This is a genomic window from Nostoc sp. C057, assembly GCF_013393925.1.
GTDB classification, from domain to species: Bacteria; Cyanobacteriota; Cyanobacteriia; order Cyanobacteriales; family Nostocaceae; genus Nostoc; species Nostoc muscorum_A.
Genome location: NZ_CP040281.1, coordinates 2756493 through 2772495, shown reverse-complemented (window position 1 = coordinate 2772495; position 16003 = coordinate 2756493). Strand labels below are relative to the sequence as shown.

Annotated in this window: 13 protein-coding genes; 7 read left to right on the top strand and 6 right to left on the bottom strand. The window is 41.5% G+C overall.

The annotated features are described in order from the left end of the window. Window positions 1-298 precede the first annotated feature (298 nt). The gene (locus FD724_RS12065; protein ID WP_179072797.1) at window positions 299-1432 is read right to left on the bottom strand and encodes an ISAs1 family transposase; all 1134 of its coding nucleotides are present in this window, start codon (window positions 1430-1432) and stop codon (window positions 299-301) included. Between the two features lie 535 nt (window positions 1433-1967). Between FD724_RS12065 and FD724_RS12060 the strand changes: the two genes are divergently transcribed. Both FD724_RS12060 and FD724_RS12055 read left to right on the top strand, forming a co-directional pair. Further along, the gene (locus FD724_RS12060) at window positions 1968-2198 is read left to right on the top strand and encodes a hypothetical protein (RefSeq protein ID WP_069070671.1); all 231 of its coding nucleotides are present in this window, start codon (window positions 1968-1970) and stop codon (window positions 2196-2198) included. Continuing rightward, a complete protein-coding gene (locus FD724_RS12055) occupies window positions 2195-2539 on the top strand; it encodes a hypothetical protein (protein ID WP_179072796.1) in 345 nt (114 codons plus the stop codon). The genes FD724_RS12060 and FD724_RS12055 overlap by 4 nt, the downstream gene beginning before the upstream one ends. A 239-nt stretch (window positions 2540-2778) precedes the next feature. Here the strand turns inward: FD724_RS12055 and FD724_RS12050 are convergent, their stop codons facing one another. The 4 genes from FD724_RS12050 to FD724_RS12035 all read right to left on the bottom strand — a co-directional run bounded on the left by FD724_RS12050 (window position 2779) and on the right by FD724_RS12035 (window position 7757). Continuing rightward, on the bottom strand, window positions 2779-4197 hold the full coding sequence (locus FD724_RS12050; RefSeq protein ID WP_179072795.1) for a tetratricopeptide repeat protein: 1419 nt from the start codon (window positions 4195-4197) through the stop codon (window positions 2779-2781). Next, the gene (locus tag FD724_RS12045; RefSeq protein ID WP_256874533.1) at window positions 4191-5630 is read right to left on the bottom strand and encodes a caspase family protein; all 1440 of its coding nucleotides are present in this window, start codon (window positions 5628-5630) and stop codon (window positions 4191-4193) included. The genes FD724_RS12050 and FD724_RS12045 overlap by 7 nt, the downstream gene beginning before the upstream one ends. Before the next feature lie 320 nt (window positions 5631-5950). Continuing rightward, complete coding sequence (locus tag FD724_RS12040; protein WP_179072793.1) at window positions 5951-7123, bottom strand: hypothetical protein; 1173 nt, start codon at window positions 7121-7123, stop codon at window positions 5951-5953. Window positions 7124-7328: 205 nt separating this feature from the next. Beyond that, window positions 7329-7757, bottom strand: coding sequence for a hypothetical protein (locus FD724_RS12035; protein ID WP_179072792.1), 429 nt, complete (start codon window positions 7755-7757; stop codon window positions 7329-7331). A 364-nt stretch (window positions 7758-8121) separates the two neighbouring features. Between FD724_RS12035 and psbQ the strand changes: the two genes are divergently transcribed. The 4 genes from psbQ (at window position 8122) to hemJ (ending at window position 11595) form a co-directional block, all read left to right on the top strand. Beyond that, window positions 8122-8577, top strand: coding sequence for a photosystem II protein PsbQ (gene psbQ, locus FD724_RS12030; RefSeq protein ID WP_179072791.1), 456 nt, complete (start codon window positions 8122-8124; stop codon window positions 8575-8577). A 133-nt stretch (window positions 8578-8710) separates the two neighbouring features. After that, window positions 8711-9808 (top strand): FAD-binding oxidoreductase, encoded by a 1098-nt coding sequence (locus tag FD724_RS12025; RefSeq protein WP_179072790.1) that lies wholly within the window; start codon window positions 8711-8713, stop codon window positions 9806-9808. Window positions 9809-9900: 92 nt separating this feature from the next. Beyond that, entirely contained in the window at window positions 9901-10752 is an 852-nt protein-coding gene (locus FD724_RS12020) for an alpha/beta fold hydrolase (RefSeq protein WP_179072789.1), read from the top strand. A 261-nt stretch (window positions 10753-11013) separates the two neighbouring features. Continuing rightward, window positions 11014-11595: a protoporphyrinogen oxidase HemJ gene (gene hemJ, locus FD724_RS12015; protein ID WP_174708275.1), complete on the top strand. Its 582-nt coding sequence runs from the start codon at window positions 11014-11016 to the stop codon at window positions 11593-11595. Between the two features lie 34 nt (window positions 11596-11629). Here hemJ and FD724_RS12010 read toward each other — a convergent pair whose 3' ends face one another. Then, on the bottom strand, window positions 11630-12538 hold the full coding sequence (locus FD724_RS12010) for a peptidoglycan-binding protein (RefSeq protein WP_179072788.1): 909 nt from the start codon (window positions 12536-12538) through the stop codon (window positions 11630-11632). Window positions 12539-12929: 391 nt separating this feature from the next. Here FD724_RS12010 and FD724_RS12005 point away from each other — a divergent pair, with 391 nt between their 5' ends. Further along, complete coding sequence (locus FD724_RS12005) at window positions 12930-15995, top strand: COR domain-containing protein (RefSeq protein ID WP_256874532.1); 3066 nt, start codon at window positions 12930-12932, stop codon at window positions 15993-15995. The last annotated feature ends 8 nt before the right edge of the window (window positions 15996-16003 follow it).

The window sequence follows — 16003 nt, the reverse complement described above, 5'->3', positions numbered from 1 at the left end:
GGGACTTTGATTCCGGTTCCCCCCTTTTTAAGGGGGGTTAGGGGCAGGGCAAACGCATCTTATTTACTAATAAAAACTAAGGGAGATTCCAAAATGACATAGATAATTGCAAAAATCGGTGAAATGATAAATAAAATAAATCAAATATTTTTCAAAATTTGAATTAGCTTATCTTCAACTGAATGACTAATCGTCAATACTAAAATAATTCAATTATGAGCTACATAAGAATATATTTACTTAGAGAATAAATAAAACTTTTATGTAAAACATTCAACTCAAGTTTTGATGTACTATTTTAAGCTAACGCTAAAATACTTAGTAAGTATTTGTTATCCATCGCCGCGAGAAACTGTTTATTTTTGATTCCACGTTTGACACGCTTCTCTTGACTTAAAAGATTGACTGCAAGATGTCTGAGAATTGCAAAATTATGTGGGGCATTATCTTTTCTAATTCGACAGTCATCTTCTCTTAAGGCAACATCCAATAGCCAATGCAATGAATTTTCAATTCCCCAATGACTGCGAATAGAATTACCAAACTGTTTAGCATCTGACTCAAGGCTACTGATAAAATACCGAGTTTCAACCGTTGTTTCACCATTGAATGAACGGACAGATTCTACCATGCCAACACTATTAAAATTTGACCAAATTGAATCTGGGTTAAGCCGAGATTCAATTTGAGAGAACATTACGTAATTGCGGATTTCATGACGACCATGCCCTGTTTCTTCTGTTTTATACGTGCTATGTGCAATCCCCTCAAATCCTGTAGCTATGCCTGAAGAGAATAGTTTTTCTACTTCATCATAAAGATTTCCTTGATTCTTCTTTAACCCAATTACATAATCTGCATTTTGCTGTGTGATTAGCTTCACAATCTCCTTCTGGCAGCCAATTGCATCAATGGTCACAATACATCCTGACAGTTCTAATACCTTTAATAATTCTGGAATTGCTGTAATTTCATTTGATTTTTGATCTACTTTTACTTGTCCCAGCACTAATTTATTTGTAGTTGCCCAGGCACTTACCATTATAATTGCGCTTTGGTCACTACTTGTATCATAAGAACCACGTAAAGTTTTCCCATCAAGCGCGACAACTTCACCATCAGTTATCTTCTGTATTGATTTCATCCAGCTCAGAAAACATTCCTGGAACTGTTGAGGATTTATTTGTGCAAATACTCTTGCAAATGTATCGTGGGACGGAATCCCATTTGGTAATTCTAAAAATGTTTTTAACCATTCATACTTTGCACAACCATAAGTCTCTACGGCTACCCAACCATCCGCACCACAAATCACAGCACATACGGCAATGGTCATGATATCGATTAATTTATGTCGTTTGGTGCGATCTACTCGTGGATCTTGTATCACCGCAAAATGGTCAGCAATCGTAATTTTGGGTTTCAGCTTCATAGAGAGGAGAATAAGAACGTAATTCTTCTTTCTGATAAATGTGAGAATACCACGTTCAATGAAGGCCAGCCGTCCTCACTTTCACAGCATCTGTAAAAGTCACTTTGATCGGAAGGGCGATGGTGTAACCGTCCTTCCCGGCGGCGATCGCATAAATTGAGCTTTTCTTTGTGCTGATCTTCTCATAATTCCTAGTCATTAATCTAAAACTATTGAGAATCAGACTGTGAGAAAACCTACGCTAGAAGAGTGGAGAACTGACCGTGAAAGCTCAGGCAGCCGTCGGCTGCCTCTAACTCCCCCCTCGTAATGATTATCATTTTTATAACGAGTGAGATTTAATTTCCTCAAAGCCTTATGTAGTTTGAGTCTTGGTGTATTTCGCCCTGATTCAGGCTCGTCAATATTTAGATGCGTTTGCCCTGGGGTTAGGGGGGATCAATAAGTGTCTATAATCACAGCCAACCACTTTTTAAACAACCTATTAAAGCAAATTCATTTGATTAACTTACAAAATAAATCGAGGTAATTAAATATGAAACTAACAGCAACAGAAAAAGGCTTATTAATCCCTAAAGAACTATTAGGAGAAAACCAAGAGTTTGAGATTATTCAAGAAAATGGAAAAATTATTATTACTAGTATTAAACAAACATCTTCTATTTGGGATTTAGGTTCAAATCCTGTGGAATGTGACGTAAAAGATGGTGCAATTAACCACGATCGCTATCTCTATAACCCGTTAACGGAGATAAAAGCCTCGTGAACGGAGCTAAAATACTCGTCAACGGAGCTAAAAGCCTCGTCAACGGAGATAAAAGCCTCGTGAACGGAGCTAAAATACTCGTCAACGGAGCTAAAAGCCTCGTCAACGGAGATAAAAGCCTCGTTAACGGAGCTAAAAGACTCGTCAACGGAGATAAAAGACTCGTCAACGGAGATAAAAGACTCGTTAACGGAGCTAAAATACTCATTGACGGAGATAAAAGACTCGTTGACGGAGCTAAAAGACTCGTTGACGGAGCTAAAAGACTCGTTGACGGAGCTAAAAGACTCGTTAACGGAGATAAAATACTCGTTGACGGAGTTCAGAGGCTCATTAAGTAGAGAAATAAAAATATTTACAGTTATTACGATCGCACCCTTCGCAAAGCATATCGTAGAGAGGTAGTTTTAGGCGTTGCGATCGCACTATTTTACTTCACTGCATTTGCAATGACATTGTGTAATTAATTATCTTGCCTACTTATTAGACTAGGATTTGAATCCCAGGCGGGTAATGCAGCCGATGCAGATTACCTAAATTACTGAAGCCAAGGAAAGACAAAAGCAACCATTCTCCTGAATCAAGGCTGACGATTCCTCTGCAAGTATTCCAGATTTGCACTAATGGTTATTGTATTAGGATGATTTGTCCCCAAGCGTTGTTCAGCAATCTCCAAAGCTTGGATGTACAAAGGTTCAGCATCACTGAACCTTCCCTGTGAATCGTAGAGTCCTCCCAAATTGTTCAGGCTAATTGCCACATCTGGGTGTTCATCCCCCAGCAGGCGTTTTCTCATCGTTAAAGCTTGGATGTAAAAAGTTTCAGCATCACTGTACCTTCCCTGTAAATCGTAGAGTCCTCCCAAATTGTTCAGGCTAGTTGCCACAGCTGGGTGTTCATCCCCCAGCAGGCGTTTTCTCATCGTTAAAGCTTGGATGTACAAAGGTTCGGCATCACTGTACCTTCCCTGTGAACAGTAGAGTACTGCTAAATTGTTCAGGCTAGTTGCCACATCTGGGTGTTCATCCCCCAGCAAACGTTTTACCATTCTCAAAGCTTCGATATACAAATGTTCAGCATCGCCGTACCTTCCCTGTGAACGATAGAGTTCTGCTAAATTGTTCAGGCTAGTTGCCACATCTAGGTGTTCATCCCCCAGCAAACGTTTTGCCATCCTCAAAGCTTCGATATGCAAAGGTTCAGCATCGCTGTACCTTCCCTGTGAACGATAGAGTTCTGCTAAATTATTCAGGCTAGTTGCCACATCTGGGTGTTCATCCCCCAGCAAATGTTTTGCCATCCTCAAAGCTTCGATATACAAATGTTCAGCATCGCCGTACCTTCCTTGTAAACAGTAGAGTACTGCTAAATTGTTCAGGCTAGTTGTCACATCCGGGTGTTCATCCCCATAACGTTTTTTAGTAGAGGATAAACATTGTTTACGCCAAGGTAAGGCTTGATCGTAGGCTCCTTGACCTTGATAAAATCTACCCAAGCTTACAAAAGGCCAGATTAAATCATCATCGCTTAACCAGGCTTGGTAAACGGTAGCGGCTTCCGCAAGGTGAGGGATGGCAAGAGTTGCTTGAGCAATGTCTATCAATGTGGGTGTTTCAGGAATATCTTTTGCTATTGATACCATTGCTTGACAATAGCCACGCTTAAGTTCGTTTGCTTCAGGCAAATCTTCTAACTTCTGCTGCAATAATTCCCGAATGCGTTCGTGAACTTGGTAGGTGTCCTCTGCCAATTCTTGCAGCAAATAACGCTCAACTAAAATAGTGCAGTTAGCTTTGAAGTCAAATTCCAAATCGCTAACACTTGCTGCTGATTCTACCAAAGACCAAGGGATAGGAGCCAAAGCAAACAAACTCAACAGACAAGCCAATTTTTGCGCCTCTGGTTCCAAGCTTTGCCAATTCAACTCAAAAGCTGCTGCTACACCAGACTCGCCTGCTGATGCTTGCTTTTGTAGGCGTGCGAGAATGTCTCCTAGCATAATACTCTCCCTGGCTCTCGGCACTGTGCTGCTATTTGGTAAAGTCCAATTGGTACATAATTCACAAATCTGCAAAGTCCCTTTGCAAATTCTAATTCCTTCTCAACCCTCTCTTTTCCCAGCAGGGTTGTTAATAATTCTAAGGCTCCATCTGCTGACAATTCACCTAACGGCAGTGATGGATATGTTAACCCTGTATTTATACGAGTGGTAATTAACACCTTAAACCGAGAACCTTTAGGTGGTAGATAGGGTTGAATTAGCTTCCAGTCTTTGACATCATCAAACACTAATAAAACTTTGCCAGCTTGCCACTTCTTCCAGCAATAAGCAACTTGACCTGCTAGGCTTAATCCATCCGGTGGATTAAAGTTAGGTAAATTCACAACTCCAAATTCAACTAACTGGGTTCCCAAATCAATACCTTGGGGATTTAACCAACAACACCCGCCAGAATAATCTTCCAAATATTGCCATGAGTATTGAATAGCTAACTCTGTTTTACCCACCCCACCTTGCCCAGTCACATCGGTAATAACCACAACATCATTTGCTTGCAATAGCTGATGCAATTGTTCTATTTGCTCATCCCTCCCAACAAACTTACGAGCTTGACTCTGTGGGATATTATGCGGAATATCAAACGGGTTGAAATGAGATTTTTCAATATCTCCATCCCAACTGCGGGAATAAAAATAAGTCGGCAGTTGTTTTTTATCTAAACTATTAAATCGCTCCTTAACTGCCTCAGTAACTTCCCTCATATTCGGGGGAAAATTCCCATTAGCTCCTGCAAAAGCCTCCCGCACTGCTTGAGAAAAGTATCCTGTTTTATTTTCAGAATTTACCTTAGCTTTTTCTCCTTCCCGCGTAGCCATTAACACAAATTGTTGACTATCTGGCTTTGGCTGACCACTCAAAAAAGCTTTGCCACCTAAGTTAGTTGGTCTTCCCTTCGACTCTAAAACATAATTGGCACAGGCATCAATAATACAAATATGATTACGAATCTGAAATTTATCGGAACCTAACAAAACTAATAAAGAATTTAAATCTAAATTCTGCCAATTCTGTTTATTTGCATCAGCACAAAGCAACCTTCGCTCTCGTTCTGAGGTAATCAAACCATGTCCCGCCCAAAAAATGTAGAGTAAATCCCCCGACTTTGGGGATAAAAAGTTTGTCACAATGTCGGAGATATTTTGCTCTGTTGCTAACTCTACATTTAACCCATATTCCCCAATTAACTGATGATTTTCTTCCAGTGCTGATAAACATAACCGAATATTCTCCTTCGGTACACCGTGCAGATGCAGCCAATGAGCAAATTTCAGCGCGTCATCGGCTGGCCCTCCACCTGGCACGTTCCAACCAGGTTCGTGGTACTTTTCAATACCCACAATTAACCCAAATGTTCGCTCAGGTTTAGCCATCAACTGCATGATGACCTAGCCTCTCACGTTATGAGGAAAATGACCTAACCCCCTAACCCCCTTCCCGACGCGGGAAGGGGGAAAATTTAAAGCCTTTCTTTTTGTAGATGCTACGGTGTACACACAAGTCTGGAGTAGTTTAAGAAGCTGGTTTTTACCCCACCCTAACCCTCCCCTTGTAAAGGGGAGGGAACTGGATTTCCGGCTTCCCCCCTTTCCAAGGGGGGATTGAGGGGGGTAATTCGACTTGTCTGTACACCGTAGCCTTGTATGGGAGAGGTTTTGAGTGGGGTTTTCTAGATACCGTAAAAAGTAAACCATTATGGCAACCTCGAAATAATCGCCTCCCAGGTTTTGGCATTTGTCCAATAAGCACCGTGGGAACGGGGAAACGGTTGTCTACTATCCACCACCACATCCTGCACTTTATCAGGGAAAATTTTCTTACCCACGTAACTGAGAAAATCCCGTAAATCGTAGATATTCAACCATTGCGGGAAATGCTCTGGCAATAACTGCCCATATTCTAAGCTGTAGAGGGCGTTAATCTCATATAAAAATGGTGCTTGGGAACCAACTGTTACTAATAATTCCACCTGAGACAACTGCTGTTGCACTAGCAAATCTACACAAGCGATACCTCCCAAACTATGGGCGATTAAAACCACTGGCGGTTCTGCTTGGGCAATTTGTTCTTGGATAAACGCCCTGATTTTTTCACCCCGCGTCTGATACAACAAAATATCACCAGGCATAGGCGAAATTTTATCAGTTAGCTCAAGGCGGTTTCCTCTGACATAATTTGTTCCGCCGTACTGTGCTAGTTCAACAAATGGCTTTAATAACCAGCCAACCAATCCTAACTCTGCCTCTCCCAAAGCCAGAGTCAGCAATTCCACAACTTCATCCCGCAATTGGGCATCGGTGAGTATAGGGGGAAATTTTTCTTGCAGTTCGCTAATAAACATTGCTTGAGCCACAACTGCTCTAGCTATTGGTGCATAATATTCGCTCACATCAGATTCGGAAACTGTGAGCAACGCCTGATGATATGGTTCACTCTGGATAACCGCCTCTCGTGCTGGCTCAAATACCTCTGCAATTCCCGCCTCTTGCAACTTAGCTTGCAGTTGAGATGTCGGAGTGAGACTGGCTACACGAGATTGTAAAACATCCCCTGGTTCTTCCCAGGGATTTCCTGACTCAATCGGTTTCAAAGACAACAGCCGTAATTCATACAAAGGATCGCGGTATAATTGCCCCCACAGTACAATCTCTGCGTCTTCTTCTCCTTGAGATAAAGCCAGTGTCGCATCTTCCAAGGGTACTGATGCCCGATTATCATTGAACTTTGCACCTAATACACCCCAAAGGCAGGGAGAAACTTTGATATCAGGACGTTGGGCGTGAATCTTTTGCTCAATTATCTGAAAAGTTTCGTTGTATTCTCGTTCCCTAATGCCTGTGCCATGTACAAATATTACAGTAGTCATTGTGATATGGGTGGCTAGCGATGCCTGGGTTGGGCTATGCCTACGCAAAGCTTTCCTCTGTATTATTCCTTACTACGTTCTCTGAGACAAGTCGAAGAAATAAATTATCTAAATAAACGAACCACAGAGACGCAGAGAACACAGAGAGAGGAGAAATGAGAGGAGTTTTATGTCTGTTTTGGGATATTTTTTATTTGGAAGTACCTTATTCACTTGGTTTATTAAAAACTTCTAAAATCTGTCGGCAAATCTGTTTGAGCTTATCCTCGATTTCACCAGAAGGCGAAGATGCGCCGACAACATTCCAGTTTTCTACCGTAGAAAGTCGCCACGCTTCACCGCGATGATCGAATCCAGCCACCTCCACACCGATCGCACGCCGGGAATTATTGATGGGATCTTGATAAAATCGGATTTGAATCAAAATACTGCGACTTCGCCAAGATTTGCTGATACCAGGAAAGTGAAAGCCAATATCTATAGAATCTGGATCGACTAACTCCCTAGTTTCCGGGTCATTTTTCCAGGGTTTGAGATCGGATTTGGCATCAGGAAACTCGAATTTGAACAAGTTAACCACCGTAGCAATGTTGCTGGCGAGTTCAAGGTTCGTTGCCTGTTCAGCTGCATTCACTAAAAAACACTCCTATAATTGCGTCGGCATCTTCGGGGATGTGAAGATATAAAAACCGCCAGAAGGCTTATATTATTGGTGTTTCAGCTTATCAAGACCTTTGAGATTTAGCAACTCTAAATCAGACTTCCCTAACAATCGTTGTTACTAACAAATGTGAAAAATAGCTTCTCGTTGGGACTGTCTAACACCTCTTAAGTAATTGTACTTAAAAAGTCCTCGAAAGCAGATGAAACTCTGCCCTTTATAAAAAATATTCGGATTGTCTGCAAAATCCTTGGCAGACAAGAACGATAAATTGCACTAGCGACGATCTAAAATGACACTGTGAATCGGTAAACAAAAAGCAATTAAGTTCATTGTCATGGCGCGTCAACGCTCGATTTTTTCATTTGTTTTAGTATTATTGGCCACATTCCTCATGAGTTGTGGCGGCCCTGGTGCTTCAGTAACACCTCCAACTTACACAGCGACTCAACTTGAAAGAATTCAGGCTTATGTTCCTGAAATTCAGGCTGTGCGCGATCGCTCAGATGAGTTGAAAACCCTGATCCAAAAAGGTGATTGGATCAATGTGCGTAACTTTATACACGGGCCCATAACAGAAGCAAGGCTGCACTTGACTTATGTTACTTCCAACCTTCTGCCCAAAGACCAACCCGCAGCCCGTCAAATAACGCGAGATTTGTTTAACGACCTAGTTAAGCTTGATAAAGCTACTAGTGCTAGCAATCCTCTAGTTGCCTTGAATCAATCCCAGGCTGCTTTCACAGACATTGACAAATTCCTTGATCTGCTTCCTAAAAAAGAAGAGGGTTAATAATTAGAGACGCGATTCATCGCGTCTGTACAAGAGTTAGGAGTTAGAGATGCGATTAATCGTATCTGTACAGTAGTTAGGAATTTTAAATTTTTAACTCCTAACTCCTAACTTCTCACTTCAAGTACAAGTCATGAATGTAGTTATTATCGGTTGTGGTGTAGTTGGAGCTGCGATCGCTTACGAACTGAGTCTAGTTAAAGGGCTGAAAATCACAGTTTGCGATCGCCAACCACCAGCGCAAGCTTCCACGGGCGCTGCACTTGGCGTTTTGATGGGCGCAATCAGCCAAAAAATCAAGGGCAAAGCTTGGCAGATGCGACAAACCAGCATCCAACGCTATGAAACTTTGATTCCTGAATTAGAAGCTTTAACAGGTCGCAAAATCCCTTTTAACCGCCAGGGAATTCTCAGTCTTGGTTTGGAAGAGGAGAATTTAGCAGCATGGGAAAAACTTGTAGAAATTCGCCACTCTCAAGGCTGGCATTTAGAAATATGGGATACGGCTAAACTCCAGAATATCTGTCCTCAAGTGGATTGTGAAAAAATTACTGGCGCTGTCTATTCTCCCCAAGATCGTCAACTCGATCCAACTGCTCTCACATTAGCTTTAGTTGAGGCCGCCCAGCAAAACGGTGTAACCTTCAAATTTGGCGTGACTGTTTTGGATGCCCAAACCTCACCACCTGAATTTTGCCATCAACTTGAGACTACAGAAGGAAAAATAGCCGCAGATTGGTTTGTAGTTGCAGCAGGGCTAGGTTCAACACCACTGACGGCAAAATTAAATCAAATAATTGATATCCGCCCTGTGCTAGGGCAAGCGTTGCAAATGCTTGTAGGGCATCCATTAGGCAATCCCGACTTCCAGCCAGCGATAACGGGTAATGATGTCCATATTGTTCCTATAGGCGGCGGAGATTATTGGGTGGGTGCGACAGTAGAATTTCCCAGCAATGGTGATGAGATACCACCAAACCAAGAACTGTTGGAATCTGTTAGAAACCAAGCGATCGCATTTTGCCCAGAATTATCCACAGCAACAATTATTCGCACTTGGTCAGGTTTACGTCCCCGTCCTGAAGGTCGTCCAGCCCCAGTTATTGGTAAGTTGCCAGGGTTTAGTAATATCCTCCTAGCTACCGGACACTATCGCAACGGCGTTTTGCTAGCGCCCGCTACAGCTTATGCGATTCGTGAGATGATTATTTCTCAAGGAATAGGGGGATGAGGGAGCAGGGGAGCAGAAGAAGAATTCCTAACTCTTGACTTAATGACAAATGACCAATGACAAATGACAAATGACCAATATAGGAAAACAACGTGTCAATAACAGAACATAAAATCAATGTAGATTCACTGGAATGGTTTTATCGAGAATCTTTACCAATCGGCAGAACTGACTTAGCGCCTGTGTTGTTGTTACACGGCTTAGTTTCACAAAGTTATAGTTGGCGTAATATTATACCGGCTCTAGCGAATCAAGGTACAAGAGCGATCGCACCAGATTGGATTGGTTACGGCTTTTCTGCAAAACCAGAAAAACGAGATTTTGCTTATACTCCCGATGCTTTTATCACAGCTTTAGAAGGATTTGTCAGAGCTTTAGAACTTGAACATTTCTCTTTAGTTGTCCAAGGCTTTTTAGGTTCTGTAGGATTGCAATATGCTTTGCGTCATCCAGAACAAATTGCCAACTTAGCTATTTTAAATACCCCAATATCAACTGCCGCCAAATTACCCTGGAAAATTAAACAAATGGGTTTACCTTTGGTAGGCGAAGTAATGACTCAAGACCCCTTATTAGTTGACCGAACCCTAGAAGGTGGTAGCCGTTATCGCATAGGAGATAAGGAATTAGATATTTATCGAAAACCATTTTTGAAAAGTTCTTCATCTGGGCGGAGTCTGTTATCAAGTATTCGCAATTTACAGCTTGATTCAGCAATGACCGAAATTGAATCTGGTTTTAAAGAATGGCAACAGCCAATTCTGATTCAATGGGGAATGATTGACCCTTGGTTATCTGTAGACGTTGCCCAAAAATTTACAGATTTAGCACCAAATACCGAATTAATAAAACTTAATAACGTTGGACATTATCCTCAAGAACATTACCACGAGACGATTTTAGAAGACCTTTTACCCTTTGTGCGTCGTAAAGATGCTCATTGACAATATACCTTTGGCAAAAATCGATATTATAAAAATGAATGTCAAAATTCAGAATTCAGGAGTCAGAATTCAGGAGTCAGAATCAATTTAGTAGAGGGTGCAAAATTATCACTTTAGTCCACTAAATGGAAGATTAAGTGGCAGTATTCAAATGTTATTTCTTGTGAAAGCTCATCCTTTAACGGGTGGAATATTCTGAATTCAGAATTCTGGCTCCTGACTACTTTTTATTACCATTACAAGTAAAGGAGATTATGATTCATGGCTTATTCTTGGTTTAAAGCATTTCATATTGTCGGATTTGTAGTTTGGTTTGCCGGATTGTTCTACTTAGTACGCCTTTTTATCTATCACGTTGAAGCAAATCTTGAACCTGAGCCAGCGCAAACGATATTGAAAAATCAATATCAAATTATGGAAAAGCGTCTCTACTATATCATCACGAATCCAGGAATGTACGTGACGATCGCAATGGCCATTGGTTTATTAACCACTGAACCGGACGTTTTAAAAGAGGGCTGGTTACATATAAAACTGCTGTTTGTTGCTATTTTAATTGGTTATCATCATTACTGCGCTCGGCTGATGAAGAAATTAGCAGTAGGCGAATGTGGCTGGAGTGGTCAGCAATTACGTGCTTTAAATGAAGCACCTACAGTTATGTTAGTAGCGATCGTTTTGCTGGCTGTATTTAAGAATAATCTCCCTACAGATATCGCTGCTTGGGCTATTTTTGCCATGATTATTTTGATGGCAGTCACTATTCAACTTTACGCCAAAAAACGCAGACAAGATAAAGAGAAGCTGACAGCACAGATAGGGCAACCACAAGAACAAAGTTAGAAAATTTGGGGTAGCACATCTGTGCTATCCTGCCTTATCCTGGAAACGTTTTTAGTAAATCATCGCCAGGAATCACGGTAGTGTAAAAAGTATATTTGCGATTAGCGACATAACGGCGGTCTTGTTTAACAATCGCCATAAATTCTCTATGTCCCTCACGAGTTCGTCCTACTAAACAACCTGCACTGGCAAGGCGAATATCATTCCGGGGAAAATCAAAGCCGTAGTGTTGATTCACATAAAAATCATCACCTGTATCAAGTTTGTCACCAGTCCGTTTAAAATCTTGGTTGAAATCTCTACAAACAGTGATATCTCCAACTTGCACTAACGCTTCATGAGGCTCTGCTGTGCCGTGAATACCAACAGCCCAAGCTTTGTATTGTCCAAATTGAATCCTAGCGGCTCCTTTGGGATTCATCGGGTTATAAGTGTAATACTTTCCTGGTTCTGTAGTTGCTTCCCAGTGGTCTACGATTTTGGGAACACCATTTACTACTTCAATCACAATTCGGCGATCGTTAAATTCATTGGGTGTATCACTATTGAGAGTCCAGTCTGCATTGATACCCTCTACATAAACAATATTGTATTCTTTGGGATTGGTAAATACCTGATAACCTTTGGTTAGCATATATTTCACAATCTTACTAGCGATGTCATTGCCTAGTTTTAAAGGGGGTTTAGGAAGATCGTCTATTTTGGTTTCAATCAGTTCCTTGGCTGTGACTGCTCCTAAAAAGCCACTTTCTTCAGTCTTTGTTAATTCTTGAAATTTTTTGAGAGCTATCGCAGAAACAGGGCCAAATTTACCATCGGCTGGAGGTTCTAGCAAAACTAAGCCGATTAATACTATCTGAATCTGACGAGCCAAGTCTGCATCCTCTGCGATCGCATCAAATGACCATTTCTCATCTTTTCCCAAGAAATCTTGTAGTTTCATTATGCACCTGCTTTCATTTACTTACTTCTAAGTATAAACATCATTTTAAAAATTGATGTTGTCTGAAACAATACTCCAGCCTGAAGCAGAATGTCACAATTTTTACTATTAATTTATGGTTGGGTACGCAAAAATTCACAGAGATGATACTCAAGAAAAAACTATTTATTGGGAATATATATGAAATTTTTTCCGTAATTTTTAGAAGATATACATAAAAGTTCTGAGTATAAAGTTGTACTGGAAGATGTGAAAAATATTCTCTGGCTGCTAGATCGCCCATTGCTTCAATGCAATACTTCATACAGGCTACATTATTAGTTAGCTCAATTTCTCTGCTGCGCGTCCAAGCAGCAACTCGTCGTCAGGCATCGCCTCTGTAAAACCCGAAATGACTAACGAAGAACTGCTGCAAATTATTGAACAAGCTGTCAAAGATAAAGTCACAGAATTAGACCTTTCTCACAATCGTTTAACAACGCTACCACCGGAAATTGGACGACTGACTAACCTGCGATCGCTCAACCTCAACAACAATCAACTGAGCAGTCTGCCACCAAAAATTGGACAACTCACTAACCTGCGATTGCTCGACCTCAACAACAATCGACTGAGCAGTCTGCCACCAAAAATTGGACAACTCACCAACCTGCAATTCCTCTACCTCAGCAGTAATCAACTGAGCAGTCTGCCACCGAGATTTGGACAACTCACCAATCTGCAAACCCTCCACCTCAACAACAATCAACTGAGCAGTCTGCCACCAGAATTTGGACAACTCACCAACCTGCAATCCCTCCACCTCAGCAGAAATCAACTGAGCAGTCTGCCACCGGAATTTAGCCAACTCACTAATCTGCAATCCCTCCACCTCTACAAGAATCAACTAAGCAGTCTGCCACCGGAAATTGTCCAACTCACCAATCTGCAATCCTTCCATCTCTGGGATAATCAACTGAGCAGTCTGCCACCGGAATTTGGCCAACTCACCAATCTGCAATCCCTCGACCTCAGCTACAATCAACTAAGCAGTCTGCCAGAGGAAATTATTCAACTCACCAACCTGCGATCGCTCGACCTCAGCTACAATCAACTGAGTAGTCTGCCAGAGGAAATTATCCAATTCACCAACCTGCAATCCCTCGACTTCGGTAGTAATCAACTGAGCAGTCTACCACTGGAATTTGGCCAACTCACCAACCTGCAATCCCTCTACCTCTACAACAATCAACTGAGCATTCTGTCACCGGAATTTAGCCAACTCACCAACCTGCAAACCCTCTACCTCAGCAATAATCAACTTAGCAGTCTGCCACCGGAAATCAGGGAACTACCAAACTTGGAAAAGCTCGATCTTCGTAGAAATCCACTCCCCATTCCACCTGAGATTTTGGGGTCGAAGAAGTTATATGAAGATCCAGGTGATGTAAATGAAATTCTCGATTTCTATTTTCGGGTGCAAGACCCAACCGAAACCGAACCTTTCTACGAAGCAAAATTCTTAATTATTGGCGAAGGAGGAGCCGGTAAAACCTCTTTAGCCAAGAAAATTGCAGATGAAACCTACAAACTCCAGCCAGACGAAGAATCAACCGCAGGCATTGAGGTGATCCAGTGGCACTTCACACTACCCAATAGTAAAGACTTTCGCGTCAACATCTGGGATTTTGGCGGTCAGGAAATCTACCATCAAACCCATCAGTTTTTCCTCAGCAAGCGTTCTCTCTATGCCTTAGTTGCCGATACTCGCCAAGAAAACACTGATTTTTACTGGTGGCTTAAGGTTGTCGAACTCTTGAGCGACAAGAGTCCAGTTATCATCATCAAAAACGAAAAACAAGACCGTCAGTGTGAAGTAGATGGGGGCCAGTTACGAGGAGAATTCAGCAATCTGGAGAAAATACTGGCAACCAATTTAGATACCAATCGCGGTTTAGCGGAGATTAAAGACGCTATTCAGCTATACATAAGCAATCTTGACCATGTTGGTACACCTCTACCAAAACTCTGGATAAGAGTCAGAAGCGCCTTAGAGAACAATTCCCGAAATTACATCAGCTTTGAAGAATACTGTAACCTTTGCCGAGTAAATAATTTAACTGACCGTAAAGATATGCTGCGCTTGAGTAGCTATTTACATGACCTCGGCGTTTGCCTCCACTTTGAAGACGATTCTACACTCAAACACTACGTCATCCTCAAACCGGAATGGGGGACAACTGCCGTCTACAAAGTTTTGGACAGTCAAACTGTCAAGCAAAAGCTAGGTTGTTTTACCAAAGAAAACCTCAAAGATATTTGGAAAAGCGGCGAATATGCAGATATGCAAGATGAACTCCTGCAATTAATGATGCGGTTCAAGCTTTGCTACGAAATTCCTGGTCGCCGTGACATTTATATTGCGCCTCAATTGCTTTCTGTTGAAAAAGTTGATTACACGTGGGACGATCGCAATAACCTTATTCTGCGCTACACCTATACATTCATGCCCAAAGGCATCCTCACCCGCTTTATTGTCGAGACGCACCCCTGGATTGAAGAGCAAAAACTAGTTTGGAAAAATGGTGTTGTTCTCAACAAAGACCAAACTCGTGCAGAAGTCATTGAAAACTACAATCAACGGGAAATTAAAATCCGTGTAGCCGGAAACCGCAAAAAAGAATTGATGGCTGTCATCACCCATGAACTCGAAAAAATCCACAACTCTTATGAACGCTTGCAATATCAAACTTTAGTTCCTTGTAACTGCGAAACTTGTAAAAATCTGCCCACCCCTTATTCCTACTCTCTAGAAATACTCAACAAACGTTTGAACGCTGGTCGTTACCAAATTGAGTGCGAAAACAGCTATGAAATGGTAGATGTCCGTAGGTTAATTGATGATGTCATGTTCCAATCCGATAGACCAGACAAGGAACTCAACTTCCAGGTTGCACGGTTGCAAAACGAACTGGAACGAAAGCGAGATGAATCATTGACACATCGTTTACAAGATAGCAAGCAGCAAGAAAAACACATCATCAATAGTCAATCTACAATGGAGTTCGAGAAGGAAATTTTCATCTCTTATGCTTGGGGCGGAGAAAGTGAGCAATTTGTCAATCAACTGGATGAGACTTTGCAGGCAAAAGGAATCAAAATTATCCGAGATAAACGCGATTTGGGCTACAAAGGACTGATTAAAGCCTTTATGGAACGGATTGGACGGGGTAAATGTGCGATCGCAGTTATTAGTGACAAGTATTTAAAATCTCCCAATTGTATGTTTGAGCTAGTGCAAATTGCTAAAAATGGTGAATTTTATAATCGAATTTTCCCGATTGTGTTAGCAGATGCCCAAATTTATAAACCTGTTGCAAGACTTAAATATATTAAGCATTGGGAAGACGAAATTAAAGAATTAGATCAAGGGATGAGAGAGGTTGGTGCAGCTAATTTACAGGGATTTCGTGAATAAATTGACCA

Bases quoted from the DNA above. Each gene is read 5' to 3' on its own strand.
- FD724_RS12065 (WP_179072797.1), bottom strand. From the start codon at position 1,432: ATGAAGCTGAAACCCAAAATTACGATTGCTGACCATTTTGCGGTGATA.
- FD724_RS12060 (WP_069070671.1), top strand. From the start codon at position 1,968: ATGAAACTAACAGCAACAGAAAAAGGCTTATTAATCCCTAAAGAACTA.
- FD724_RS12050 (WP_179072795.1), bottom strand. From the start codon at position 4,197: ATGCTAGGAGACATTCTCGCACGCCTACAAAAGCAAGCATCAGCAGGC.
- FD724_RS12045 (WP_256874533.1), bottom strand. From the start codon at position 5,630: ATGGCTAAACCTGAGCGAACATTTGGGTTAATTGTGGGTATTGAAAAG.
- FD724_RS12040 (WP_179072793.1), bottom strand. From the start codon at position 7,123: ATGACTACTGTAATATTTGTACATGGCACAGGCATTAGGGAACGAGAA.
- psbQ (WP_179072791.1), top strand. From the start codon at position 8,122: ATGGCGCGTCAACGCTCGATTTTTTCATTTGTTTTAGTATTATTGGCC.
- FD724_RS12025 (WP_179072790.1), top strand. From the start codon at position 8,711: ATGAATGTAGTTATTATCGGTTGTGGTGTAGTTGGAGCTGCGATCGCT.
- hemJ (WP_174708275.1), top strand. From the start codon at position 11,014: ATGGCTTATTCTTGGTTTAAAGCATTTCATATTGTCGGATTTGTAGTT.
- FD724_RS12010 (WP_179072788.1), bottom strand. From the start codon at position 12,538: ATGAAACTACAAGATTTCTTGGGAAAAGATGAGAAATGGTCATTTGAT.
- FD724_RS12005 (WP_256874532.1), top strand. From the start codon at position 12,930: ATGACTAACGAAGAACTGCTGCAAATTATTGAACAAGCTGTCAAAGAT.